Genomic DNA, 25488 nt, shown 5'->3' on the forward strand with positions numbered 1-25488 from the left:
ATCCACCGGCCCATAAAGGACTGGTGGATTTCTATATTATATCTCTTTTATAACTCTTTATATCTCATACCACACAATCTCATTAGCCTTCAAGTCAAGCTCAAAGCTGGACCCGTCCCCTTTGTAAATCGTGGTATGCTGTGGCTCATAGGTATTATTCACCACACAGTATTTTCCATTCTTCACGTAGGCATGAACCTCCACGTTAAAGTTGGAACTGAACCAGCGGTAAAGATTCTCCTCGTCATGGGAGGACCAGATAATCGAGCGGTACAGAATCCGGCTGTTTTCAAAGCTGTACGGCAGTCCACTGATGTAAACACACCGTCCCTCTCCGAACTCATTGACCGCCATCTGCACTTCTTTTTCTCTCTCCACCAGAATCTGAGCTCCGTCAAGAGCATAGATGTTCTTCTTCCCCTCGCCAAAGTCAATCTCTCCGGTGCAGTCCTCTTTGATAAAGTGGTCATGCTGCTCCCAATTATATTTATCCACATTGAGGGTAAAGCCGGTCTCCTTCTCCACCCCCATGGCCGCAGCCAGCTGGAAGAAATGCCCCTCGTGCTGATGAGCCGCCGGTTCCCCGACACCGATAAATCCGCCGCCGTTGTAGATAAATTTTCGAATCGCGGCAACAACGGTCTCGTCACACCAGTTATCTCCGCCGGTGTAAGCCGTATCCGCATCACCCACATTGAGAATCACGTCGATATCCTTTAACATCTCCGGATTATTCCGGATATCGTCAAAGCTGATAAACTTCACATCAAACGGCGCGCCGCTCAAAGCCTCGATAATTCCCGCATAGGAATAGTTCTGCTTGTGGTAGATGGCATGGTGAACCATGTGATTTCCCCCAGGCCCGTGCCTTGCCCCAGCAGTTCAGTACGGCCACCGTCTTGATGCAGTACGGAGTCGTGCCCTTTATATTGTCATACAGGGTGCGGAATTCGTTGCATACGTCCTCCACATAGTCAATAAACTCAGGGAACTGTAACGCCAGCTTCAGATAACCGCCATAACCAATCCGGTCAATGGGTTTTCGAAGGATTGCTCTTCTGGCCGTCACCCAGTTAATCTTTGCCAGCTTCACCGGGTCCCCGCCCTCCCGGAAGGTATCCGGGAAGAAATAGGGAAGAAGACGACCTTCCGTGTAGTTCACTCCTTCAATATCACTGATCAAGCGCAGCGTACAGCCGTTTCCAACACTGCCCACCACGGCGTCCAGTCCAATGGTCTTGAACTCGTCCATGAAAGGCTCCGTCCCAATCCAGTGGTCTCCCAGGAACATCATGGCCTCTTTGCCATATTCATGGGTAATGTCTACCATTTCCTTCGCCAGCTTTGCCACCTCGCGTCTCTGAAACGCCTGGAAGTCCAGGAACTCCTTCGACGGAATCCGGTAGGTATTGTTCATGTACCCCTGGTCGATAATATACTCAGGGCGGAACGGATACCCCACCTCTTTCTCAAACTGCTCCAGAATGTAGGGACTTACCGATGCCGAGTATCCGTACCAGTCCACATATTTCTCCCTCGCCAGTTCATCAAATATCAGCGTAAACTGGTGGAAGAACGTGGTGTAGCGGATCACATCCACATGAGGATTGTCCTCAAAATATTTCCTCAGTCTGTCCATGGAAAACTTGTGGGTCTTCGGCTGACGCACATCAAAGGTAATCTGCTTCTCAAAATTCGTCCAGCCGTTGGTGACCGCATTGTACATATGTACTGGGTCCCACATGATATAGGCCAGGAAGCTGACCGTATACTCATGGAACCCGTCCGCCTCGTGAATGATCACATCCCCAGTCTGGCTGTCATATTCCCAGGAGGATACGGGAACCGGCTGGCCGGTGGTTCTGTCTATGACTTCCCACCACCGCTTGATATCATCCCTGTCATTTACTTTCAGCAAATCCGTATGTAAATGATTCATCAGATGGATGGAAAGCTCGCTCTTTACCGCCGTATAGAATGGCGTCATGATGTACATCTGCTGAATCTCGTCAGGATTCGCCTTCGCCCAGGCATTGTCCTTCCTGGTGGTATAATAAGTCGAATAAACCTTGGCATTTACATTTTTTAATTCTTCCGGATAATTGGTGCCATCACAGTCCCGGATCGCGTCGGCCCCCCATCGTTTTAATAGTTCAAGGGTTTCCGGAACTACATCCACATCCGTGGGGATAGTCACTCTTCCACTAAAATCCGTTTTCATCATCGTTCTCCTTTGCTGTCAATATTTTTTAGCCTTTTACCCCGCCGCCGGTAACACCGGATATAATCTTCTCAGAGAGCAGGATAAACAACAGGAAAGTGGGCAGGAATACGATAATGACTGCCGCAAACAATCCGCCATAATCTCCAGTGTACTTCATTGCATTTACGATTTGGAGCAGTCCTACGCCGACAGGAGTGGTCTCCGTGGACGTTGCAAAAATGAGAGCCATAAAGAACTCATTCCAAACGCTCATAAAATTGAAAATAGTTACCGTAACAACCGCCGGCTGAATCAGCGGGAACATAATCTTCCAGAAAGCCTTCGAAGGCGTACAGCCGTCGATAGCCGCCGCTTCCTCATAACTCTTTGACAGACTGGCAAAGAAGTTCAGCAGGTAAGTGGTGGTAAACGGCACACGTAACAGGATATAAAGAATAATCAGCAAGATTCTTCCTCTGATGTGGTACTGGGCTGTCAGAGAATAAATCGGCATGATAATCATAACTTCCGGTATACTCATGGCCAGGATTAATCCTGTCTTAACTCCCTTATTGCCAAGGAAGGTAAAGCGGGACAGCACATAGGCCGCCGGCGCCGAAATCAGGATTACCACGAAACAGGAAGATACGGCATACAGCAGCGAGTTTGCAAAATAGATGGAAACGTTGTTGCCCTTCCAGGCGCTTACGTAGTTCTCAAGGTGGATTCCTGATTCAAACTTAAATACTGTGCCGGTGAAAATTTCTCTGGAGGTAGAAAGGCTGGCGCCCAGAATCCAGATAAGGAAGGCCGCCGTAAAAGCAACCCAAATGGTCAAAATGAGATATCCCGGAAGAAGGGTCAGCTCTTTTCTCCAGTTCACCTTGCCTCTAAACACGTTCTCTTTGTTTCTTTTACTCATTTTTCACTCCATTCTGTGGACATGTCAGATAAGTATCTTTCTTGTGCCACGTCACTCACACATTAATATTCCAAATCATCGTCCTTGAGCAGCTTGTTCATCAAGAAATAGACAATTCCGATAAAGATTGCCATCACAACGCCGATGGCAGCACCGGCGCCCGCGTCTCTCTGAACATTGCCGACCGTACCAAATACCGTGTCATACAGATATACCACCGGTGTAATCGTAGAAGCCTCCGTGCTGACCGGTGAAAACATCTTGGACCACAGGTAAAAGGTAACACAGTTTACACTCCAGAACGTGATGTTTGTCTTAAAAATGCCGCGGAGCAGAGGCATAGTAATTCTGCCGAACTGCTGAACCTTGTTTGCCCCGTCAATCGTGGCCGCCTCATAGATATCTGCGGGAATCTGCTCGATGCCGTTGATGAAAATCAACATATAGTAACCGACCGCACCAAACGTGAAAGCCGCCAGCATGGCCCAGAACTTCATATCAGTTCCCAGCCAGTTCTTTCCTTCCAGACCCATGGTCCTCAAAATCTGGTTGATAAGACCGTAATCCTGGTTGTAGATGTACTGAATCCACATCGTGGCAAGAGCCACGGCGCTGATGATGTTGGGAAGGTAAATTGCTGCCCGGAAAAATTTCTTAAACCGGATTCCACTGGTAATGATAACAGAAAACAGCAGTGCAAAACTGAGGATAATAATACCGCCCAGTACCCAGATAATCAGGATGTTTGACGCTGCTCTCTGGAAGGTGGGACTGGAAAATACCTTTGCGTAATTAGCCAGACCGTTAAAGCTCCAGTCCGATACACTGGAAGTCACGCTTTCAATCTTAAAAAAACTCATGATTACGGTTCTGACAACCGGGTATAGATACATGACAAACAAAGCAAGTATACAAGGTGTGATAAAACCAACGATAAACAATTTGTTTTTTTTCATTTCCTATGTCACCTTTCTGACCAAATGAGGTGACGCATAAAGCGCCACCTCCGGTTTTCCAGCATTCTTTAATATAAAGCGTCCAGAGCCTTTGCAAAATCGTCGCCTGTTGCATAGCTTCCTTCGTACAGTTTCACAATTACTTCCTGAATAACGGAAATCTTATCTGCATTTGCATTCAGACCCATGTTCCAGGAAAGAGGAGCTGTGGTGTTAACCAGTACTTCTGTCGTACCGTTCTGAACAGCCGGTGCTGTGTTGCTTGGATCTGCCGGGATTGAAAGGGACAGATCAGCAAAGTTCTGACCCTGTTTGCCGCTTGTCAGATATAAAGCGAAGTCAAAAGCAGCCTGCTGATTCTCGCTGTATTTGGTGATACCGATAGAGTTTGCACCTGCGAAGGTACTGGAATTATCAACGCCGCCATCCACTGCTGGGTAAGCGAACAGACCCCAGTTTATCTCTGAACCAGTATTGGTATTTACTTCTGAAGTGATATAGTTTGCACATACTACCATACCAACTTTACCTGTCAGACCAATCTTATTCTGGCTTGCAGGATACTCATCAGGAGCGCCATCTGCAAGGTAGCCGGCCTTTACGAAATCAATCATCTCCTGGCCTGCTTTTGCAACGCCCGGATTGCTGCTCCATCCACCGTTAGTAGCCAGTTCTTCCACAGCTGCCTGTCCAATGTGTCTTGACAGATGATAGCCAAACAGGAATGGTGCATAGGTGCTGTCCAGAGCCAGAGGCTGATAGCCTTTGTCTTTCATGGTCTGGCATGCTGTCATGAACTCAGCCCATGTCTTTGGAGCTGTGATGCCACAGTCATCAAATATATCCTTATTATAGAACACACCGCCTACGGATGGCTGCTCGGTCACACATGGGAGGAATCCAGCCCACTCAGTTGCCTGATTGTTGAATACGGAATAACTCTTGTCAGCGTATCCGGCTTCCTCAGCCATAGCTGTCAAATCAGCTACATAGTTCACATAGTTCTTGGAGATTCTGGTGTAATCATCCTCAAACATATCGAATTTTTCCTGAGCTTCCAGTGCGGAAGAAAGGATGTTCTTGGTCTCACGGCCTTTCCACTCGAACTTAACCTTGGCGCCGGTCTCAGCCTCGAAAGCCTCAGCCGCCTGCATAAGCGCCTGCCCCTGAGGTTCCTGACTGGTCCACATGGACCAATATGTAAGCTCCACACCGTCGTACTTTTTGCCGCCCTCTGGTGCAGCAGTCTCAGCGGTTGTCTCGCCGCTCTCAGCCTTGGTAGTCGCTGCCGGCGCGGTTGTCTCTGCCGCTTTGTCGCCGCTGCCACATCCTGCTAAAAGACCTGTGGTCATAGCCGCTGCCAGCAGAACACTTAATGTTTTTTTCTTCATAAATAAATCCTCCTTTTTGTCGGGCGATGCCCAATTTTGCATATCTGAAATCCATACCTAAATTATATACTGACCAGGCCACCAATAGCTATCACTATATTGGTCTGTTTTTTATAATTCTTGCTATTTTTTGTTGCATATACATAATAAAAATTCTTTTTAGTAGGTTTTTTACCAACAGTTTGCACTATATTTTTTTATAAAATGCTTGATTTTTAAAATTTATTATACTATGATGATAAAAAAACAAAGGAGTATCATTATGAGCCGTCCGAATATTATTCTTCTTATGACTGACCAGCTTCGGTGGGACTGTCTTGGATACGCCGGTCACCCCGACGTGAAAACGCCCTATCTCGACACGCTGGCCGCTGCCGGCGTATCGTTTGACCATACATACAGCGCCTGTCCCAGCTGTATCGCCGCCAGAGCCGCCCTCCACACGGGGATGGAGCAGAGCCACCACGGCCGTGTCGGCTATCAGGATGGCATTCCCTGGGAGTATGAGCACACCCTGGCCGGGGAACTGGCCCAGGCAGGTTACTACACCCAGTGCGTCGGCAAGATGCATGTCCATCCTCTAAGAAACTATCTGGGGTTTCACAACGTGGAACTTCATGACGGATATCTGGGATATTCCAGGCGGGCCAGTATTCCCTATCAGGAATCCCAGCTGGTGGCCGACGATTATTTCTACTGGCTGAAAAATGAACTGGGAATCTCCGCCGACGTGACGGACACCGGGATTGAATGCAACAGCTTTGTGGCAAGGCCCTGGATGCATGAGGAGAAATATCACCCCACCAACTGGGTGACCGAGAGAAGCATCGACTTTTTGAGACGGCGCGACCCGGGAAAGCCATTTTTCCTGATGGCTTCCTATCTTCGCCCCCATCCGCCCTTTGACGCTCCTTCCCATTACTTCGACTTATACCGGGATAAACCCCTGCGGGCCCCCTATGTGGGCACCTGGGAGACCGACGAGCTGCTGCAGAGGGACGGGCGGATCTATGATTCCAAGACCGGCCCCATCGACCCGGAGCTGATCCGGCAGGCCCAAGTGGGCTACTACGCGTGCATCACCCATCTGGACCACCAGATAGGGCGGCTGATTCTGGCGCTGAAGGAGCAGGGAGTTTACGACAACTCCATCATCCTCTTTACCGCCGACCACGGGGAAGAACTGTGTGACCACCATATGTTCCGCAAGGCCAGACCCTATGAGGGAAGCTGCCACGTTCCCCTCATCATCACCGGAGGCAGACAGGTGCTTCCGAAGCTGAAAACTTCCGCCAGATGCGACAGCGTTGTGGAGCTTCGGGATATCATGCCCACCCTCCTCGATGCGGCAGGCGCGCCCATACCGGATACCGTGGACGGAAAATCACTCCTTCCTCTGCTTGAGAATCCCACACTGCCTGTGCGCCCCTGGCTTCACGGGGAGCATTCCTTTGACGAATATTCCAACCACTGGATTGTCACCGGAACGGACAAATACATTTGGCACTCACAGAGCGGGCAGGAGCAGTACTTCCACCTGGAGACAGACCCCCACGAGCTCACGGACCTGATTGGAAATGCTTCCTGCCAGGAGCGGATCCGGGAACTGAGGAGCTGCCTGATCGAATCCTTAGAAAACCGCCCGGAAGGCTTTGTGGAAAACGGGCACCTGGTACCCGGACGCCCCTATCCGCCAGTCCTCTCATAACAACAAAAATCTGGAGAATATTATGAAAAAACAAATCATCCTCATTATGACAGATACAACGCGAAAAGACATGCTGGGCTGCTACGGTAATCCCAGCATGATTACCCCCAATTTAGACCGTCTGGCCACCGAGGGCATCCGCTATGAGAATGCCTATACCTGCCAGCCCGTCTGCGGTCCGGCCCGCTCCGCCATCTTCACCGGAACCTTCCCCCACACCAACGGGGAGGTGACCAACTGTGTGGCTATGGGAGACAATATCAAGACCGTAGGCCAGCGGCTCACCGACAACGGCATCCACTGCGGCTATATCGGCAAATGGCATTTGGACGGCGGCGACTATTTCGGCAACGGCGTCTGCCCCGAAGGCTGGGATGAAGCATACTGGTACGACATGCGCCGTTATCTGGAAGAGCTGACGGAGGAGGAACGGTTAAAATCCAGGAAATCCTCCACTTCCTATGAAGAAGATATGACGGAAGCATTTACATACGCCCACCGCTGCTCCCTGCGGGCGCTGGACTTTTTGGAAAACTATAAGGACGAAGATTATTTCCTGGCGGTCTCCTACGATGAGCCCCACGGCCCCTCCCTCTGCCCTGCCCCTTACAATACCATGTATGAGGGCTTCCGCTTTGGGGACAATCCCAACTACGAGGACGATTTAAGCCGGAAACCTCTCATGCAGCAGCTGTGGGCAGGAGAAAACCTCCACAAAACCAAGGAGGAATTGAACCGTCCTTCCAGCAAGCTGGCCCTGTTTTTGGGATGCAACAGCTTTGTGGACTACGAAATCGGGAAGGTTCTGGACAAAATCCGGGAGACGGCGCCGGACGCCATGGTCATCTTCACCTCCGACCACGGAGACATGCTGGGCAATCACCAGCTGACCGCCAAAAATGCCGCCTGTTACAAGGAGGTCGCCAACATCCCGCTGATTATCAAGGGCGGGGAAGCCGGCAAGGTGGTGAATTACCCGGCCTCCCACATCGATTTAGTTCCCACCATCATGGACTACATGGGTCTTCCCATCCCGAACATGCTGGAGGGAAAAAGCATGCTGCCACAAATCCACAACACAGACATCCGCATCAACGATGTGGTCTACACCGAATTTACCCGGTATGAAGCCGATCACGACGGCTTCGGCGGATTACAGATGATGCGGGCCGCCATCACCGAGCGGTACAAGCTGGTGCTTCATCTGCTGGACAGCGATGAGTTCTATGATATGGAAACGGACCCCTATGAAATCTGCAACCGGATTGACGAGGAGGAGTATTCCGAAATCCGCAACTCCCTGCACGACAGCATTCTGGAGCAGATGAACCGGACCAGAGACCTATACCGGGGCTACCAGTGGGCCTGCCGGAACTGGCGCAGGGACAAAACTCCGTCCTGGGCCAACGACGGCTACACCAGACAGCGGGAAAATGAAGAGTATGAGCCGAGACAGCTGGATTACGATACCGGCCTTCCCATGACAGAAGCGGTCCGGAAAAAGGTATCCAGAAATCCAAAGATTTAGAGGATAGAAACCCATGAGCATAAACCGTTACGAAATCAAACCCCAGGATTTCCAGAAGCTGAATTCTAAGCTGCTCTATATCTCCATGTCCAAGTACGAGGGAGATTGGAACAGCATCCCCCACACCCACCACTTCGCCGAGCTATTTTATGTGGTAAGCGGGAAGGGCAAATTCTGGCTGGAAAACAAGACCTATCCCATCAGTCCCAACGACTTAATCATTGTTCCGCCAAACACGGAACACACGGAGCTATCCTACAATGCCAACCCGCTGGAATACATCGTGCTGGGCATCGAGGGCATCACCTTTCTGGATTCGGAGACATCCAGCAGCCGTGACATCTACAACTACCCGGAGCGGACCGAGCTGTCCAACCTTCTGAATCTGATTCTAAAAGAGGTTCAGGACAAGCAGCCCGGCTACCATCTGGTCTGCCAGAACCTGCTGGACGTGCTGCTGATTCAGATTATCCGCCGCCAGAAGCTGGTTCCGGCGCCCATCAGTTTCACGAAGATGACCAAGGAGTGCGGACAGATTAAACAATACCTGGATTCCAACTATGCGGACAATATCAATCTGGACAGCCTCGCCGCCATGGCCCACATGAACAAGTATTATCTGGTCCACGCCTTCACCAAGTACACGGGGCTTTCCCCCATCAGCTACTTAAACGCGAAACGCCTGGAGTCCAGCCGGAATCTTTTGACCTCCACGGACTTCTCCATCGCCCAGATTGCCTCCAGCGTCGGCTTCTCCTCCCAGTCCTACTTTTCGCAGGCCTTCCGCAAGGAGATGAATATGACGCCCAACGAATACCGGAAGAGAAAATCCACGGAATCAGAATCAGAAACGCCTTCCTGAAACTTTTACGGAAATTTTCTACCAAAAAAAACTTTCTATTAAAAAAAGACATGGCTGCCGCAACATGTATTCTCCATCTTACAGCAGCCATGCTTATTTATTCACACTTACTTCTTACCTCATTACTTTTCCTTCAAAACCTCCAGCGCCTTCAGCACCTGGTTATCTTCCTCCAGCGGCACAACCGCCTTCTTCTTCAGCTCATCATCCAAATCGATCTCCACATCCGGTTTCAGACCCACCTTGTGCAAATCAAATCCACTGGGCGTATAGTAATGGGAAGTGGTCAGCTTCACTGCCGTCCCATCCCCCAGCGGAATCAGGTTCTGGACAATCCCCTTTCCAAAGGTCTGTGTTCCCACAACCACCGCTCTGTCATAATCCATCATAGTTCCTGTGAAAACCTCAGAGGCGCTGGCCGAGTTTCCATTGACCAGAATCGCCATAGGCATATCCAGCTCGTGGTTATCAGCCTTGGGATAGCTGGAATTCACCTCGTCAAAATCGCTGGTGCACTGCAGCTTTCCATCCTTGCTGAAATATCTATCCCCCTTGCCGTCCTTGTCACTGGTATAGAGGAGCAGTCCGTCATGCTCATCCTCCGGCAGGATATAGGCCAGCATTTCCACCACGGAATCCAGAACACCGCCCGGGTTATCCCGAAGGTCCACCATCAGCTTCTCCATGCCCTGGCTCTCCAAATCATCCACGGCCTCCTTAAACTGCTCGCTGGTCACCGTGTCAAACTGCATGATATAGATATAGCCAACATTGTCTTCCAGCATCTGGTACTCCACCGTCGGCACAACCACCTGACGGCGCTCCACCTTCAGCTCCACCTCGTCATTATTTTCCCCGCGGAGAACGGTGATGGGAACGAAGGTCCCCTCCTCCCCACGGATATGCTCGCTGATAACCAGATCCAGGTCCATGCTGGTCACCGCCACGTCATCCACCTTGTAGAGAATGTCTCCCGGAAGCATCCCCGCGTCAAACGCCGGCGCCCCCTCGAACACTTTGCTGACCGTGATAATGCCGGTCGAGCGCTGCTGGGACACCATGGCCCCGATTCCACAGTACACTCCGGCCGTATCCTCCTTCAGAGAATCGTAGGCGTCCTCATTGTAGTAAACGGAATACGGATCATTCAACCCATACATGAGTCCGGTGTAAATGCCGTCCTCCACGTCCTTCATATCCTCATCAAACAGAAAATATTTCCCCACAATCTGCTGAATCAGCTCCATCTTGGACGCAATCCGCTCCAGCTCCAGGCCAGCGCCCTCCCCGGACACGTCATTCTCCAGCTGTTCAGTCTGAACCTGGCTGTCAATCACCGTTCTCCCGATGAGGAAGATGCCCGCTGAAAATCCCACGATAATCAGCCCGGCAAATGCCATCACCAGCGCTCCGACCAGAACGCCTTTCCAGAATTTATTGTTATTCCTGTTGTTTTCCATAACTAGTCTCCTCTCGCATGCCTCCCTGCGGGTGTCCCCTACGGACTAACGAAGCCTGCCGGATTTACATAATCTCCGTTCACACGGATGCCAAAATGAAGATGCGGCCCGGTGGAAACTCCCGTGGAACCCACCTTTGCAATCTCCTGGCCCTGTGTCACCGTTTCCCCCTCCGACACAAGCAGCTGGGAACAGTGCATATACACCGTACTGACTCCGCCGCCATGATTGATCATGATGTAATTGCCCGCGGAATAGCTGTATGTAGAGATTGTCACCTCTCCCGCCGCCGCGGCCCTGATACTGCTGCCCGACGCCGCCCCGATGTCCATACCCTTGTGGCCGGTGGACGCGCCTTCCGTTGGTGATTCCCTGGCGCCAAACTCGGAAGTGATTCTCGAACTGGATGGGCAGGGCCATATAAATTTAATATTCCCAATACTGGTGGTATTATACTTTTTCCCAATGGCCTCCGCTTCTTTTTTCGCCGCTTCCTCTTTTCGTTTTATCTCAGCCTCAATCTTCTTGATCCTGTCTTCCTGGTCCTTGATATCCTGTTCATACTTGGATATCTTCCCCTCGGCAGAGGATATCTGCACGTCAAACGCTTCCAGCTCCGACCTCTTGGCCTTCAGAAGCTCCTCCACGGACGCCCGTTTTATCTCCGTGGCATCCTTTAACTCCATAAGCTCAGCGTGCTCCTCTTCCAGAACCGCCTCGCGTCCGGCAATATCTTTTTTTACCGCCCTGTACTCATCGAGCTTCTTCTTATCATATTCCGTAATCCTGGCAATATATTCCGCCCGGTTCAGAAACTGCCCCATGTCCTTGGACTGGAGCAGCATATCGATAAAATTCGTCTCTCCCATCTCATACATATACTGAATCCGAAGTTTCATGGCCTGATACTGCTGCTGTTCCACCAGTTTCGCCCCCAGAAGCTCCTGACCTGCCCTCTCAATATCCATCTCCTTGTCATGAATCTGCCATTCCAGGTTTGTTACCTCCTGGCTCACACTCTCAAGACTGGCATCCAGCTCTCTCACATAAGCCTCCATGTCCGCCTTGAGTCCTTCCAGATTCTTGAGGGTGGTCTCCACCTTCTTTTTCTCTTCCTCCAGAGATGACGCCTTATCCTTTGCCTTATTGATATCGGAGCTTGTACCGTATGCAGGGAAAGCACAGGCCGCCGCCAGCGCTATGGCTAACAGCGTCCTTCGCCACCTTAGAACTTTCTATACATGCTCCCGTACTTTATTACCTTCAAATGCTTACGAATAGTAAAGAAACTTACAAAAAAATCCGATTCCCACACCCAGAACCATAGCGGTCCCGGCCATATATGGGAAAATCGTCTCCACCGGCAGGAACTGGAAAATCCCGGAAAGAATCTGGAACTTCTCCAGCAGATACACCACCGAACGGCGGTACAGGAAGAACATGGCAACCAGCGGCAGAACCGCTCCCATCACTCCCAGGACCACACCTTCCACCACGAAGGGGGCCCGTATCATATAGTTGGTGGCGCCGATCAGCCGCATAATCTCGTTCTCACTCTTCCGAAATGCCGCCGCCACGTTGATCGTATTGCTGATAAGGAAAATCGCAACCGCCAGCAGCACGCCGATAATCACCACGGACAAAATACCAATCACCCGGTTGAAGCTGGATAACCCCTCCGCCGCCGTGTTGGAATAATTTACCCTCCGGATGCCCTCGATCTGCTGCAAGTAGGCCACCATTTCGCCCTGATAGGAAATATCATTCAGGAAAATCTGATAGGAGGCCGAGTTGGCCAGCGGGTTATCCTGTGCGAATCCCTCCGCTAAGTCCTCATTTCCCTCAAAATAATCCTGTTTAGTCATCTCCCATGCTTCCTCCGCCGAGGTAAATTCAATGGACTCCACCTCCGGCCGGCTCTGAATCTGGCTTCCAATCATGGAAATCTCATCATCCGTAATTCCCTCGTCAAAAAACACGGTGATACCGACGGTGGTCTCCGCCACTTTCACCATGTGCTGAATATTGACAATCAAGGAAAAAAACAAACAAAATAAAAAAATACACGCAGAAATAGTAGCAATCGACGCCAGCGAAAACCAGATATTTCTGCATATATTAATAATGCCCTGTTTCAGGCAATACCAAAATGTACTAATCCTCATGTGTATATCCGCCCTTTTTCTCGTCGCTGACTACCACACCTCTGTCCATGGTAATCACCCGTTTCTGCATTCTGTCAACGATCTCCTGGCTGTGGGTCACGACAATCACTGTGGTTCCCCGCTGATTAATCTCTTCCAAAAGCTTCATAATCTCGATGGCATTGTGATTGTCCAGATTACCGGTCGGCTCATCCGCCAGAAGCACTTCCGGGTTGTTAATCAATGCTCTCGCAATGGCAACCCTCTGCTGCTCCCCGCCGGACAGCTGCTGCGGAAAGGACTTATACTTGGAAGACAGCCCCACCATGTGAAGCATGGCAGGCACCGACTCCTTAATCACCCTCGTCGGTGCGCCGATAATCCGCAGGGCGAAGGCCACGTTCTCGTAGACGTTCCTGTCCTTTAACAGGCGGAAGTCCTGGAACACCATGCCTAGCTTTCTGCGGTATTTGGGCACGTAGCGCCTGGGCATTTTGCCCAGGTGCATGTCATTGACAATAATTTTACCGGAGCTGGGCTCCGCTTCCTTCAACAGCAGCCTAAGGAGGGTGGATTTACCGGAGCCGCTCCGGCCCACGATAAACACGAATTCCCCGTCCTCGATTGTGATGTTGACATTCCGCAGAGCCCTGTTCCCGGTATCGTATGTTTTGTTAATACCTGAAATCTCAATCATATTATCCTCTGGTACCCTTTATCGTCTAAATTTGATAGTCCTGGTTTTTCGTAGTTCAAGTCTCTTAGTAGTCTAAATTCTCCATGTACTTCATGTACTTCACAACCATCAGTGCAATCTTGAAGGTGATGGCATCCTCAAATACACGCAGGTCCAGCCCGGTGCTCTTTTGCAGCTTATCCAGTCGGTAGACAAGCGTATTCCTGTGGATGTACAACTGTCTCGATGTCTCGGACACATTCAGGCTGTTCTCAAAGAACTTGTTGATGGTCGTCAAGGTCTCCTCGTCGAAATCATCCGGGGACTTGCTGTCGAAAATTTCTTTGATAAACATCTTGCACAGCGGAATCGGCAGCTGATAAATCAGACGCCCGATACCAAGGTTGCTGTATGCAACCACGTTCTTGTCGCTGTAAAAAATCTTGCCCACATCGAGAGCCATCTTCGCCTCTTTGTAGGAGCGGGACACCTCTTTAATCTCGTTGACAATGGTACCGAAGGACACATGCACTTTGGTCATAGCTTCCGTATTCAGCATGTCCAGAATGGTGTTGGCTGTCTTCTCCAGCTCCTCGTAGGTCTCCCCGGCCTTCACTTCCTTCACCAGAATGATATTCTTCTCATCCACAGCGGTGATAAAGTCCTTGGTCTTGGTTGCAAACAGACTCCGCACGGTCTCAAGCGCGTTGACGTCCTTCTCATGCTTTGTCTCAATCAGGAACACCACCCGCTTCACACTGGTCTCAATGTGAAGTTTCTTAGCCCGGTTGTAGATATCCACCAGCAGTAAGTTGTCAAGCAGCAGGTTCTTGATAAAGTTATCCTTATCAAAACGCTCCTTGTAAGCCACCAGTAAATTCTGAATCTGAAAAGCCGCCAGCTTCCCTACCATATAAACGTCATCACTGCCGCCCTTGGCAAGTAAAATATATTCCAACTGATGCTCGTCAAATACCTTAAAGAACTGGTAACCCTGAATCACCTGACTGTCTGCCGGAGAATCTACAAATGCCAGAATGGAACTCTCATACTCCTCGGCGTCCGGAAATGTAGCCGCGAGCACCTTCCCTTCCGTATCACAGATACAGAGGTCTATTCTGGTAATACCCTTTAATCCTTCAATCGTTGTTTGAAGTATCTGATTTGAAATCATAGAACACTCTCCTTTTTGTAAATTTACCCTGATTCTATCTTAATGCAAAAAGATAAAAAAAGCAAGCAGGTATGACACCTGCTTGCCTAAATTAACTAAAAATTCATAAATATTAAATCAACTTTGGATTAGTTTAACACAACCTTCTCGGTTTCCTTGTCAAATACGTGAATCTTGCTTAAGTCAAGACCTAACTTCACGGTATCGCCAACTCTTGCTGTGGTACGTGGATTCACTCTGGCTGTAAAGTTTGCCTCATCCACATCGAAGTATAAGTAAACCTCAGCACCCAGAAGCTCGTATACTCTGATGGTAGCATCGATTACGCTCTTCGGAGAAGATGCCAGGAATGCTTCCTCATCATGTAAATCCTCCGGACGAATACCAAGAGTAACTACCTTGCCGATATATCCGCCGTCTTCCAGCTTCTTGCCTTTCTCAGCCGGGATAGCGATGGTGTGTCCGCCAAATGTCAGAGTCACGTCGCTGCCATCCTTGCCAACTGTCGCGTCAACCAGGTTCATCTGAGGAGCTCCGATAAATCCGGCAACGAACTTGTTGCATGGCTTGTCATATAAGTTCTGAGGAGAATCTACCTGCTGTACAATACCGTCCTTCATAACAACGATTCTGGTACCCAGTGTCATAGCCTCTGTCTGGTCATGTGTTACGTAGATGATAGTAGCTTCCAGTCTCTGATGCAGTTTGGAAATCTCAATACGCATCTGGCCTCTCAGCTTGGCATCCAGGTTGGATAACGGCTCATCCATCAGGAACACCTTCGGGTTACGAACGATAGCACGTCCCATGGCAACACGCTGTCTCTGACCACCGGATAATGCCTTCGGCTTTCTGTCTAACAGATGAGTCAGGTCAAGGATTCTTGCTGCTTCCTGAACCAGTTTATCAATCTCATCCTTTGGAGTCTTTCTTAACTTCAGACCAAATGCCATGTTGTCATATACGGACATATGAGGATACAGAGCGTAGTTCTGGAATACCATCGCGATATCTCTGTCCTTTGGCTCTACATCGTTCATCAGCTTGCCATCGATGTACAGTTCACCGGAAGAAATGTCCTCCAGACCTGCAATCATACGAAGTGTGGTAGACTTTCCACATCCGGATGGTCCTACGAAGATAACGAACTCTTTATCTGCAATATCCAGGTTAAAATCCTTTACCGCTACGAACCCGTTCGGGTATGCTTTGGTTATGTTTTTGAGTGATAAACTAGCCATGATAAACTCCTCCTAAAAATAAGTGTATGTGTTGGATTCGAGCGTTCCATCCCCACAACTTCCCGCTCATTTGTTCTAAAGCTATCATACACGAACGGAAATTTTTTACCATATTGTAATTAACCAAAAAGTATTTTCCTTATTTGTCTAATCTGTATACGGAATTTTGAAAATGACCAAAACCACAAAATTATACCGAAAATAGGTTCCAAATTATGTTAATATTCTATAAACCCCTCTCCAAACACCTCTCTGGCGTCATTTACGATGACAAATGCACCCGCGTCGTGGGACTGTACAATCTCCTTTAACTGTACGATTTCCTTCTTGGAAACCACGCAGAACAGCATCTGCCGGCCAAGTCCGGAGTACATGCCGACGGCGTCCAGGGCCGTGACGCCCCGCTCCATCTCCGTCATGATGGTCTCTGCAATCTCCTTGCTCTTGTCCGAAATGATAAATGCCTGCTTGGAAAATTTCATACCTTCAATCATGCCGTCGGTTATCTTTGCCAGGGCGTAAATGGATATCAGAGCGTACAGGGCGAAGCGGATGCCAAACACCGTGGCGCCCACCAGCACGATAATTCCGTCCAGCACCTGGATAATCTGGGCGATGGAGTAGTGGCGGAATTTCCGGTGGAGCAGCACCGCCAGCATATCCGTGCCGCCGGTGGTGGCCTTGCACAAAAGCACCAGACCGGTTCCCACGCCGGTCACAATCCCGCCAAACAGGGACGCCAGCAGCAAATCGTCCGTCACAAACGGCGTGTAGGGCAGCACATATAAGGAGACGGACAGGGACGCCGTGGCAATTAGCGTTCTCTTGATAAACTTCCATCCCTTTATCTTATAGGCCGCCAGAAACAACGGGATATTCACCACCGTGTTGGTCACCCACAGCGGTATTTTCCCCAGTTCTTTCATGATAATCGCCAGACCGGACGCCCCGCCTGTCACCAGGTTCACCGGGTCGTACATATTTTTAATCGCAAATCCGATAATAAACGAGCCAAGCACAATCAGCATATAATCTACGTAAACGGGTCTTCTCTTCATCATTACCTCCTATAAAACAATACAGACAGCCCCATATCTTCAGGGCTGTCTGCTATGATTGATGTTATTTTTTTCTGGCCAGCAGGTTTATCCATACGGTGTCCGGGTGGGTGGAACGCACATCCTCCGTCTCCCATATCCGGATAATCTCAAATAGACCTGTTCTGTTCAGCATCGCTTTTAAACTGTCCTCCGTATAATCGCTAAAGTACCGTTCCCCGCGGAACCCTTCAAAGTCCCCCTTCTGAACCGATATATACAGAACACCTCGTGCACAGAGGGCATCCGCCAGCTTGATTAAGACTCCCTCCACCTCGCCTTTGGGCACATGGAGCAGGGAACCGCAGGCCCAGATACCATCGAATACATCCTCAAACTCCATCTCCTCAAACGTCATCTGAAGCACATCCAGCCCGGTATGTATCTCTGCCAGCTTGCACATCTCCTCGGACGCGTCAAGGGGAGTCACGTCATATCCAAGCTCATAGAGAGTCAGGCTGTCCCGTCCCGAACCGCAGCCCAAATCGAGAATCGTATCTCCCTCCTCCAGCTGGTCAAGGAACTCCTTCATGATATCGCTCATGTCCACATCCACGGTGTCCTCATATATTTTAGCCGCATACTTATTATAATATTCTATCGAGTCCAAGCGAAACCTCCTATACTCTCTCTATGGTCTTCTCTGTGATTCTGATTTTACCTTCCTTCAACAGATGGCCCACCGCACGCTTAAATGCATTTTTACTCATATTGAATTCTCTCTTGATGGTCTCCGGATTGGCTTTGTCCGTAAATGGAAGCACGCCGTCAAACTCGTCAATCACCTTCAATACCAGCTCCGAGTCCGTATCCATCTGCACGTAGGCTTTCTCCCTGGGGCTTAAATCCAGTTTGCCGTCATCCCGCACCTTCATGACACGGGCCGTGATGATGTCGCCTTCGTGAATATTTCCATATAATTCCTTCTTGGGAACCAGACCGTAATACCGGTTATCCACCGCCACAAAGGCACCCAGATTCTCATTCAGTTCATAGACCGTGCCGGTCACTTTATCGTCCTTCTGGTAAGGGGATTCGCTGCTCATGTAGGAATACACCCGCATGGTGGCCGCCAGCCGCTTGCTCTTGTCGATGTACAGAGCCACCAGACAGTCCTCTCCCTGGCGCACCTTGTGATTCTGCTCCTTAAAGGGCAAAAGCAAATCCTTCTCCAGACCCATGTCCAGAAACGCGCCTATCTTTCCAACCTCTTTGACCTTCAAAACAGCCACCTCTCCAACCTGGAGCTTTGGCACTCCCGTGGTGGCAATCAGCCTGTCCTCCGAATCCTTGTAGATGAAAACCTCCAGCTCATCTCCCAACTTCGTCCCTTCCGGCACCTGTTTCTTCGGCAGAAGCACCGCCGCTTCATCTCCCTCATGTTCTCCCAGGTACACTCCAAATTCCTTCATGCGGACAACCTTCAGTTTTTGTCTTTTCCCTAATTCAATCATTGTTTTCCTTTCCCGCTTTTTGCTCCCTCAGCCAGATGATGGCGTGAGGGGAACCTTCCTTATCACAGAGGGACACGGTATATCCCTCCCCGTTCCTGCTGATATGAGGGGTTATCACGTCCCCCAGAACCGCCGCTTTCTTATATTCTACCCGGATTTCCCCGATTTTAAGCTCCGGCAGAAACTCCCTGGCTATTTCCACATACTGGGCATTGTTCACGTGGTGGTTGGTATCCAGATGATGCCTGGCCACCACCACCGGCTCCCTGGTCTCATACTCCGCCGGCACCTCAATCCGCCGGGGCGCATAGTCCATGGCCAGCTTCTCTTCCCCGCTTCCGTATCCCCGCACGTTCTCCTCCCGGACCCGGACCGGTCTCCCCGCCTCCGTGTCGAAAAAGAACCAGACCGAATTGGCCCGCACCAGATACGTCCCGCTCTTATCCTGAATCGTGAAATTCCTATACCCGTAAATCCCCTTAAAATCATAGGGCCACGTACTGATTACAATCTCTTCTCCCAGCCTCGGATAGCGGTCAATCACAATCTGCCAGGACGACAGCCACCACGCCCGGTGGTTATCCTTCAGATACTGAACCCCAAGCCCGATATCTTCTGATTGAAATGTCGAGCAATCCTGAAGATAATTGATAATCCCCGTCAGAGAAAGTTTCCCCTGCTCATCGGTTTCACTATACCTGACCCTGCTGTCAAACTGATACATCTCCTTTAGCTCCCTTTCCACCGAAAATTATTACCATTATATAGTATTTCCGGCAAATTGTCTAGGGGATGGAGGTGGCTTACTCCAACGGCTGAATATAAAAATTCCCCACCACATCGCTGGAATTCAGCACATTGACGAAGGTGTCCGGGTAGGCTTCCCGGATGCGTTTCTTCATCTTCTTTACATCCCCGTCGGACAAAACCGTGTACAGAATATACTTCTTGTTGGCTGAATAGGAGCCGAAGCCCTTGATGATGGTGCTGCTGTGGTTGGTGATCTCCAGCAGGTCCGCCGACACGGCCGCCGGGTTGTCCGTCACGATCAGAAGCGTTTTCTTCTTATACTTCTTGTACAGCGCATTGATCACCTGGGTGTTACAGAACTGGAAAATGATGGAGTACAAAGCCTTGTCCATTCCAAACAGCGCGCCGGATATGAGAATAATCACCGCGCTGAAGCCCAGCATATAGTTGAACGTGGATATCTTATACTTGGTAGACAGGCACATGGCGATGAAATCCGTTCCGCCGCCGCTGGCCCGGTTGTTGAGAATCAGGCTCATGCCCAGACCATTTAAGATTCCTCCAAACACCGCAATCAACAGAATATCGCCCGTCACCGGAACCACCGGCAGCTGGTCCACCAGCACCGATACGGTCAGCAGGCTGACGCAGGAGAGAATCGTAAACTTCTTCCCCACAATCCGGTAGGCAAACACCGCCGGCACCGCGTTAAACAGCACATTCAACAGCGTAAACGGTATTCTCACATCAAAATAAAACAGTCCAACCCTCTGAATCAGCTTCGCCAGCCCCGAAAACCCTCCCGGCACCAGCTCCCCCTGTTCCACAAAGGTATTTAAGTTCACCGCCACCAGCACACTGCCAAGCAGAATACAGACCAGCGCCAGCCCGTCCCGAAACTTCTGATTCCCCTTGCTCTTTTCCAGATTTTCCTTATACAAATCAGATACCAGTTCTTTACTCTCCATCGAAAACCTCCCACACCACTATATTAACAGCGGTTCTAACACATAAACTGCCTTCTATCATAGTATAATGAGCGCCGGAATAATGCAAGCACAAAAAACGCTCCCACCCTGATTACATATGGATGGGAGCGAAAGCATTTTCGCAAATTTAATTCTATTTTCAGTTAATCCTCTTCCTCCGGAGCCAGTTCCGTGGTCTCCACTGCCGGCGGCTTCAGATAGGAGAAAATGATGAAGCAGATAAAGGCCGCCACCAGCCCCGGAATAATCGGCTGGCTGAACTTGATGCCAAACAGGATTCCACCGGAAATATGCTCCAAATATACCACCACAATGGTGCCTGCTATCAGAGACGCGATGGTGCCCGCCGCGGAGGCTTTTTTCCAGTAATGCCCCATCACGTAGGGGAAGAAGGAGCCGGCCGCCCGGAGGGTGAAGCAGAACATCAGGATAGAGACAATGCTCTGGGTATTGAACAGGGCGATAAACATACTGGTCAAGCCCACCAGACACATCACTATCTTGGTGACGCTCATCACCGACTTGCTGGATGCATCCGGCTTTAAGATCGCCTTATAAATGTCATTGGCAAAGATGGAACCGGCCCCCAGCAAATCCGAGTCGGAGCTGGACATGGTTGCCGATATGATTCCCGCGAACAGCAGACCGCAGATAATGGCCGGCATGGCGTTCATCGCCAGAACCGGAAGGGCGTAACGGGCTCCCACCTCCGCAAACTGGTCCGCACTGAATTTCCCCATATTAATCAGGGCCAGCACGATAATACCCAGAATCGTCGGGATAAAAGCGTAAATAAAGTTCACCAGAGCCGCCAGCCAGGCGCCGCCCTTTGCCGCCTTCTCATCCTTCGCCGCATAGAAACGGGATACCGCTTCCTGCCCCACGGAGAACGTCGCCGTGTACATGATAACCAGGGAAATGATGCCGAACAAGTCATACCCCTCGAACAGGTTCATCGTCCCCGCCGGGATATTGGCCGTCACATTGCCCCAGCCGCCTGCATAATTCAGGGCAAACGGCACCGCGATAATCATGCCGATGACAATCAGAAATACCTGGATAAAGTCTGTCAGCGTCACGCTCCACAGACCGCCCATAATCGAGTAGACCGTCACCACCACAGCCACAATAATCACCGCCACCTGATAGTTGATTCCCAGCATGGTGGAGAGAATAACTGCCGAGGCGATAAACTGTCCTGCCGTCAGACCCACCAGGGGAAGCAGCATGATGATGGCCGTAATCAGCCCACAGGATTTCCCGTATCTCCTGCGGAAATATTCCGGCACCGTCTTCACCGTAGCCGCCCGGAATTTCGGTGCGATAAAACTGAGAATAATAAATGCGATTCCCATGGTGGTAATGTACCAGGATGCACTGAGCCCGTAGCCGGACATTCCGTTCTGCACCACGCCCAGAGAGCTGCCGCCGCCAATCTCCGTGGCCGCCAGCGTCCCCGCCATCAACAGCGGTCCAAGCCGCCGCCCGGCTACCATGAAATCCGTGTTGCTGGAAATCTTGGTGGACGAATACCAGCCAATCCACAGCATAAACAGCAGATAGATCACCACAATCACCGTTACAATAATGTTAGACCCCATAAAACCCCCTCCTGTGTTCTCAAAATATTGGATACCCATTTGATATCTTCACCGCACGCAGCGCGGCCCGTTCGCAGAACATTCATTCCGATATGCCCTGTGCTTATAGTTCCAGTTTATCATGAAGAATTGCGCAGCGAAAGTACCGATTTTGCAGGTTTTCTACCAGTTCTGCACCTTCATTCCCACACTTGACTTCTCCCATATTTGTCCATAAAATAGAAGTTAACAAATGCTTTCCGGAAAAGGGGATTCAGGATGCTTTCTATCGCCATCTGCGACGACGCAAAAGAGGACAGAGATAAGTCCTGTCAGCTGATAAAAGAATATTTTAAGAAACGGGAGCGAGAGGTGGACGTCTCCGTCTTTGAGGAAGCCGAAACGCTGTTGTCCGACGGCCGGGACTATGATTTATATCTTCTGGACGTCATCATGCCGGATATGAGCGGAATGCAGGCCGCTGAGCGGCTCTTAAAGCGCAGACGCAGACCGGTGATTGTGTTTATCACCTCGTCCCTGGAATCCGCCGTGGACGGATACCGGGTCAATGCCGCCGGATTTCTGTTAAAGCCCATTGAGGAGTCCAACTTCCGCGAAACCATCACCCGGGTGGAGGCCCAGTATCTGGCCCCGGAGGAACCCGCCATCGAAGTGCTTCACAACCGTGTCCCCGTGGCTCTTCCCCTGAAGCGGATCGCCTATCTGGAGAGCCGCCTGCACCAGGTGAACGTCGTTCTGGATGACGGGGAAATGCTGACGGTACACCAGAAACTCCAGGAGCTTCAGGAAAAACTGGAATCCCTGGACGGACAGTCCCGATTTCTGCGCTGCCACCAGAGCTATCTCATCAACCTTTCCCAGGTGAGCCGGATGGAAGCCGACTGCTTTGTCACGTTAAACGGCAGGCAGATTCCCATCTCCCGCAACAATTACAAGCAGAGCAAACACATGTATTACCACTATCTGTTAAAATAATAACAAGCGAGGTTTCCATGAACGATAACGCCTGTGCCGTATTTCTCAATCTGATTAATCTGGCCGTCCGCATGATGCCCATCTTCCTCTGTCTGGAACCCAGGCAGAAGAACCGGGAAAATATTGCGGCGGTCTCCGTCTATCTGTGGGTGGTCATGATCTCCATGCAGTCCCTGTTTCACATGAATGAGACCCAGTTTCTTCTGTTCAGCGGCGTCTTTTCCTGCCTGTTTTTTCTGGTGCTGCTCATCTTCTTTGACGGAAGTCTGTTAAAAAAGGCATTTCTCTATCTCTCCGCCTGGCTTTTGGCCGCCCTGTCAAATTCTCTGAATGCGTTTGCCGCCTGGGTCCTGCGGGGCGCCGGAAATCTGACCTCTCTTCAAGTGGGCGTCATTGTATCCTTTCTGTCGGCCTGCAGTGTCTATCTGTTTGTCCGCTTTTGGCTGAAAGAGGTGACGGAACGCCTTTTCGCCCAGCTGACCAGCCGCTCCTGCCTGCTGCTTCTGGGCTATCCGGCCGCCGCCCTGGCGATTATTCTGTACGGAACCTCCACCATTTTCTCCCCCGCCGTGCTGGCCGTAAGGGGCTTTCAGGATATCATTTTCTATCTCGCCCTCTGCGTCATGATACTGATTCTGTACGTGATGATACTGAGCAGCACCGCCGGCATTGTGACAAGGAGAAAGACCGAGGAGGAATTGAGTTTTGCCAGAAAACTGATCGACAGCCAGCGGGAGCGCTACAACCAGATGCTGGAGCATATGGAGCAGGTGCGCATCATCCGCCACGATTTCCGCCACCACATCCACGCCCTGGAGCACATGGACCTGGATGCCCAGAAGCAGTACCTGGCCTACCTCCACCGCGAGATGGAGGAGACCGCCGAGGAGTACTTCTGCGAAAACCGCGCTGTCAACGGCCTCTTACAGGAGAGCGCCGCCAAATGCCGCCAGAACGGAATCGATTTCCAAACCGAACTGGACATCTCCTCCCACATTCCCATCGACGACTTAACCCTGTGCATCGTCACCGGCAACTTAATCAACAACGCCATCGAAGCCTGCCTAAAACTCCCCTCCGCCCGCCACATCTCCTTCCGCGCCCGCTGGCTGGAGAACCACCTCCTGCTCCTGGTCGAAAACACCTACAACGGCCACCTCCACTTAGACCACGAAACCTTCCTCTCCACCAAACCCGATGGCGGCCTGGGCCTCCTAAGTGTCCGCCGCATCTTAAACCAGCCTGGGGATGAGTTCGACATTGACTACAATGATACGATGTTTACGGCTATGGTGAAGATTGGGGTGCGGGGATAGGTGACAAAATGTCATTTGTGCACCGATTCTTCCAACATTACGAGGTAACTATCTAAACGTTCATTCACATATCCCGCAAATAACTTTTCCATGGCTCCTAGATTATGTTTTACTATGGTATTCATCAAAAGACATTGTAATAAGCAATACGGTCTGTAAATTTAATATCAATCGGCGGATATCCGGCCTTCATTAACTCCAAATTTACAAGCAGCCGTCCTGTGCGGCCATTACCGTCGATAAAGGGATGAATACCTTCAAATTCTATATGAAACCGTGCAAGCCGGGGAATGATATGCTCTTTACTATTGTTATAGGACTCCAGCAGCTGCTCCATCTTCGGTTGAATAAGATACGGCTGTACAGGCTCATGCTTTGCCCCCATAATTCTTACCGGAACCCTTCTATAAACACCCCGGTCCTCCCTTTTATCTGCCAGCACCAGATAATGAATCTGCTTTATAATACGCTCCGACAATGGTTCCTGAGTTTTCACCAAGTCCCGCACAAAATCAAACGCTTCCTTATGCCCAACTGCTTCCATATGATCCTTCAACGGTTTCTGGTCAATTGTCAGACCACGCAGCACCAGGTCGGTTTCACGCAGTGTCAGTGTATTCCCCTCGATGGCGTTGGAGTTATAGGTATACTCCACCGCAAATTCCTCCGTCAACCGTTCCGCCTCTCCCTCCGTCAAAGGGCGTCTGGAATCCAACTCTGTTTTCTTCCTGTCAATCCTCTCAAGCAGATTTTCTGCGGACTTATAACGTCCGTCCTCCGGCTTTTCAGCCTCTGCCGGAATCCTCCAGCTACGCCCCTCACGGATAACGCCTGGAATTTTACCTTCCGAGCATAGGATTCGCACTCGTCTATCTGAAATGCCCCATTTCTCTGCGGCCTGTTTTACGGATATATACATCATTCTACACCTCATTTCTATCATTAGTATACCCCACTTTCGGAACAATAGCAACGTCATCGGAACGATACTTTGTGTCTATCGGAACAATACCGGTCAAGGGCATGAAAAAAGAAGGGAAT

At 50.3% G+C, this 25488-nt stretch carries 20 protein-coding genes and 2 pseudogenes; 5 read left to right on the forward strand and 17 right to left on the reverse strand.

Going from position 1 to position 25488, the window contains the following annotated elements; all coding sequences use genetic code 11:
• Nucleotides 1-57 precede the first annotated feature (57 nt).
• The 4 genes and pseudogenes from gnpA to HMPREF9473_RS20430 form a co-directional block, all read right to left on the reverse strand.
• A pseudogene (gene gnpA / locus HMPREF9473_RS20415) lies at nucleotides 58-2221 on the reverse strand (1,3-beta-galactosyl-N-acetylhexosamine phosphorylase).
• A 28-nt stretch (nucleotides 2222-2249) separates the two neighbouring features.
• Nucleotides 2250-3125, reverse strand: coding sequence for a carbohydrate ABC transporter permease (locus HMPREF9473_RS20420; RefSeq protein ID WP_006782113.1), 876 nt, complete (start codon nucleotides 3123-3125; stop codon nucleotides 2250-2252).
• Nucleotides 3126-3187: 62 nt separating this feature from the next.
• Complete coding sequence (locus HMPREF9473_RS20425) at nucleotides 3188-4081, reverse strand: carbohydrate ABC transporter permease (RefSeq protein ID WP_006782114.1); 894 nt, start codon at nucleotides 4079-4081, stop codon at nucleotides 3188-3190.
• Nucleotides 4082-4149: 68 nt separating this feature from the next.
• Nucleotides 4150-5472 (reverse strand): ABC transporter substrate-binding protein, encoded by a 1323-nt coding sequence (locus tag HMPREF9473_RS20430; protein WP_006782115.1) that lies wholly within the window; start codon nucleotides 5470-5472, stop codon nucleotides 4150-4152.
• 262 nt (nucleotides 5473-5734) lie between these two features.
• Between HMPREF9473_RS20430 and HMPREF9473_RS20435 the strand changes: the two genes are divergently transcribed.
• From HMPREF9473_RS20435 to HMPREF9473_RS20445, 3 genes are read left to right on the forward strand one after another with little or no spacing between them, the layout of a single operon-like run.
• Nucleotides 5735-7180 carry an arylsulfatase gene (locus HMPREF9473_RS20435; protein WP_006782116.1) on the forward strand — a complete coding sequence of 482 codons (1446 nt, stop codon included), beginning with the start codon at nucleotides 5735-5737 and terminating at the stop codon, nucleotides 7178-7180.
• 22 nt (nucleotides 7181-7202) lie between these two features.
• Complete coding sequence (locus HMPREF9473_RS20440; RefSeq protein ID WP_006782117.1) at nucleotides 7203-8708, forward strand: sulfatase-like hydrolase/transferase; 1506 nt, start codon at nucleotides 7203-7205, stop codon at nucleotides 8706-8708.
• 13 nt (nucleotides 8709-8721) lie between these two features.
• Nucleotides 8722-9570, forward strand: a complete 849-nt coding sequence (locus HMPREF9473_RS20445; RefSeq protein WP_006782118.1) for an AraC family transcriptional regulator — start codon at nucleotides 8722-8724, stop codon at nucleotides 9568-9570.
• 122 nt (nucleotides 9571-9692) lie between these two features.
• On the opposite strand, the gene HMPREF9473_RS20450 is transcribed toward HMPREF9473_RS20445, so the two are convergent.
• The 12 genes and pseudogenes from HMPREF9473_RS20450 to HMPREF9473_RS20505 all read right to left on the reverse strand — a co-directional run bounded on the left by HMPREF9473_RS20450 (nucleotide 9693) and on the right by HMPREF9473_RS20505 (nucleotide 22156).
• Entirely contained in the window at nucleotides 9693-11030 is a 1338-nt protein-coding gene (locus HMPREF9473_RS20450; RefSeq protein ID WP_006782119.1) for a S41 family peptidase, read from the reverse strand.
• A gap of 38 nt (nucleotides 11031-11068) precedes the next feature.
• Nucleotides 11069-12130, reverse strand: coding sequence for a murein hydrolase activator EnvC family protein (locus HMPREF9473_RS20455; RefSeq protein WP_006782120.1), 1062 nt, complete (start codon nucleotides 12128-12130; stop codon nucleotides 11069-11071).
• 125 nt (nucleotides 12131-12255) lie between these two features.
• A pseudogene (gene ftsX, locus HMPREF9473_RS20460) lies at nucleotides 12256-13195 on the reverse strand (permease-like cell division protein FtsX).
• Nucleotides 13185-13871 carry a cell division ATP-binding protein FtsE gene (ftsE, locus tag HMPREF9473_RS20465; protein ID WP_006782122.1) on the reverse strand — a complete coding sequence of 229 codons (687 nt, stop codon included), beginning with the start codon at nucleotides 13869-13871 and terminating at the stop codon, nucleotides 13185-13187. The pseudogene ftsX and the gene ftsE overlap by 11 nt, the downstream one beginning before the upstream one ends.
• A gap of 64 nt (nucleotides 13872-13935) precedes the next feature.
• Entirely contained in the window at nucleotides 13936-15024 is a 1089-nt protein-coding gene (locus HMPREF9473_RS20470; RefSeq protein ID WP_006782123.1) for a PucR family transcriptional regulator, read from the reverse strand.
• 128 nt (nucleotides 15025-15152) lie between these two features.
• Nucleotides 15153-16265 (reverse strand): ABC transporter ATP-binding protein, encoded by a 1113-nt coding sequence (locus HMPREF9473_RS20475; protein ID WP_006782124.1) that lies wholly within the window; start codon nucleotides 16263-16265, stop codon nucleotides 15153-15155.
• A gap of 218 nt (nucleotides 16266-16483) precedes the next feature.
• The gene (locus tag HMPREF9473_RS20480; RefSeq protein ID WP_006782125.1) at nucleotides 16484-17323 is read right to left on the reverse strand and encodes a YitT family protein; all 840 of its coding nucleotides are present in this window, start codon (nucleotides 17321-17323) and stop codon (nucleotides 16484-16486) included.
• Between the two features lie 64 nt (nucleotides 17324-17387).
• Complete coding sequence (locus tag HMPREF9473_RS20485; protein WP_006782126.1) at nucleotides 17388-17972, reverse strand: class I SAM-dependent methyltransferase; 585 nt, start codon at nucleotides 17970-17972, stop codon at nucleotides 17388-17390.
• A 10-nt stretch (nucleotides 17973-17982) separates the two neighbouring features.
• Nucleotides 17983-18816 (reverse strand): CvfB family protein, encoded by an 834-nt coding sequence (locus tag HMPREF9473_RS20490; protein WP_006782127.1) that lies wholly within the window; start codon nucleotides 18814-18816, stop codon nucleotides 17983-17985.
• Nucleotides 18809-19540, reverse strand: a complete 732-nt coding sequence (locus HMPREF9473_RS20495) for an acyl-[acyl-carrier-protein] thioesterase (protein ID WP_006782128.1) — start codon at nucleotides 19538-19540, stop codon at nucleotides 18809-18811. The genes HMPREF9473_RS20490 and HMPREF9473_RS20495 overlap by 8 nt, the downstream gene beginning before the upstream one ends.
• A gap of 79 nt (nucleotides 19541-19619) precedes the next feature.
• Nucleotides 19620-20534 (reverse strand): YitT family protein, encoded by a 915-nt coding sequence (locus tag HMPREF9473_RS20500; RefSeq protein WP_006782129.1) that lies wholly within the window; start codon nucleotides 20532-20534, stop codon nucleotides 19620-19622.
• Between the two features lie 164 nt (nucleotides 20535-20698).
• The gene (locus HMPREF9473_RS20505) at nucleotides 20699-22156 is read right to left on the reverse strand and encodes a sodium:solute symporter family protein (RefSeq protein WP_006782130.1); all 1458 of its coding nucleotides are present in this window, start codon (nucleotides 22154-22156) and stop codon (nucleotides 20699-20701) included.
• A gap of 258 nt (nucleotides 22157-22414) precedes the next feature.
• On the opposite strand from HMPREF9473_RS20505, the gene HMPREF9473_RS20510 reads away from it, so the two are divergent.
• Both HMPREF9473_RS20510 and HMPREF9473_RS20515 read left to right on the forward strand, forming a co-directional pair.
• Nucleotides 22415-23131 (forward strand): LytR/AlgR family response regulator transcription factor, encoded by a 717-nt coding sequence (locus HMPREF9473_RS20510; RefSeq protein WP_006782131.1) that lies wholly within the window; start codon nucleotides 22415-22417, stop codon nucleotides 23129-23131.
• A 17-nt stretch (nucleotides 23132-23148) separates the two neighbouring features.
• Nucleotides 23149-24447 carry a sensor histidine kinase gene (locus tag HMPREF9473_RS20515; protein WP_006782132.1) on the forward strand — a complete coding sequence of 433 codons (1299 nt, stop codon included), beginning with the start codon at nucleotides 23149-23151 and terminating at the stop codon, nucleotides 24445-24447.
• A gap of 124 nt (nucleotides 24448-24571) precedes the next feature.
• On the opposite strand, the gene HMPREF9473_RS20520 is transcribed toward HMPREF9473_RS20515, so the two are convergent.
• Nucleotides 24572-25369 carry a Fic family protein gene (locus tag HMPREF9473_RS20520; protein ID WP_242830870.1) on the reverse strand — a complete coding sequence of 266 codons (798 nt, stop codon included), beginning with the start codon at nucleotides 25367-25369 and terminating at the stop codon, nucleotides 24572-24574.
• Between the last annotated feature and the right edge of the window lie 119 nt (nucleotides 25370-25488).

Origin of the sequence: Hungatella hathewayi WAL-18680 (assembly GCF_000235505.1) — a bacterium.
Classification (GTDB): domain Bacteria; phylum Bacillota; class Clostridia; order Lachnospirales; family Lachnospiraceae; genus Hungatella_A; species Hungatella_A hathewayi_A.

Coding starts and splice junctions, on each gene's coding strand:
- HMPREF9473_RS20420 (WP_006782113.1), bottom strand. CDS start 3,125: ATGAGTAAAAGAAACAAAGAGAACGTGTTTAGAGGCAAGGTGAACTGG.
- HMPREF9473_RS20425 (WP_006782114.1), bottom strand. CDS start 4,081: ATGAAAAAAAACAAATTGTTTATCGTTGGTTTTATCACACCTTGTATA.
- HMPREF9473_RS20430 (WP_006782115.1), bottom strand. CDS start 5,472: ATGAAGAAAAAAACATTAAGTGTTCTGCTGGCAGCGGCTATGACCACA.
- HMPREF9473_RS20435 (WP_006782116.1), top strand. CDS start 5,735: ATGAGCCGTCCGAATATTATTCTTCTTATGACTGACCAGCTTCGGTGG.
- HMPREF9473_RS20440 (WP_006782117.1), top strand. CDS start 7,203: ATGAAAAAACAAATCATCCTCATTATGACAGATACAACGCGAAAAGAC.
- HMPREF9473_RS20445 (WP_006782118.1), top strand. CDS start 8,722: ATGAGCATAAACCGTTACGAAATCAAACCCCAGGATTTCCAGAAGCTG.
- HMPREF9473_RS20450 (WP_006782119.1), bottom strand. CDS start 11,030: ATGGAAAACAACAGGAATAACAATAAATTCTGGAAAGGCGTTCTGGTC.
- ftsE (WP_006782122.1), bottom strand. CDS start 13,871: ATGATTGAGATTTCAGGTATTAACAAAACATACGATACCGGGAACAGG.
- HMPREF9473_RS20470 (WP_006782123.1), bottom strand. CDS start 15,024: ATGATTTCAAATCAGATACTTCAAACAACGATTGAAGGATTAAAGGGT.
- HMPREF9473_RS20475 (WP_006782124.1), bottom strand. CDS start 16,265: ATGGCTAGTTTATCACTCAAAAACATAACCAAAGCATACCCGAACGGG.
- HMPREF9473_RS20480 (WP_006782125.1), bottom strand. CDS start 17,323: ATGAAGAGAAGACCCGTTTACGTAGATTATATGCTGATTGTGCTTGGC.
- HMPREF9473_RS20490 (WP_006782127.1), bottom strand. CDS start 18,816: ATGATTGAATTAGGGAAAAGACAAAAACTGAAGGTTGTCCGCATGAAG.
- HMPREF9473_RS20495 (WP_006782128.1), bottom strand. CDS start 19,540: ATGTATCAGTTTGACAGCAGGGTCAGGTATAGTGAAACCGATGAGCAG.
- HMPREF9473_RS20500 (WP_006782129.1), bottom strand. CDS start 20,534: ATGGAGAGTAAAGAACTGGTATCTGATTTGTATAAGGAAAATCTGGAA.
- HMPREF9473_RS20505 (WP_006782130.1), bottom strand. CDS start 22,156: ATGGGGTCTAACATTATTGTAACGGTGATTGTGGTGATCTATCTGCTG.
- HMPREF9473_RS20510 (WP_006782131.1), top strand. CDS start 22,415: ATGCTTTCTATCGCCATCTGCGACGACGCAAAAGAGGACAGAGATAAG.
- HMPREF9473_RS20515 (WP_006782132.1), top strand. CDS start 23,149: ATGAACGATAACGCCTGTGCCGTATTTCTCAATCTGATTAATCTGGCC.
- HMPREF9473_RS20520 (WP_242830870.1), bottom strand. CDS start 25,369: ATGATGTATATATCCGTAAAACAGGCCGCAGAGAAATGGGGCATTTCA.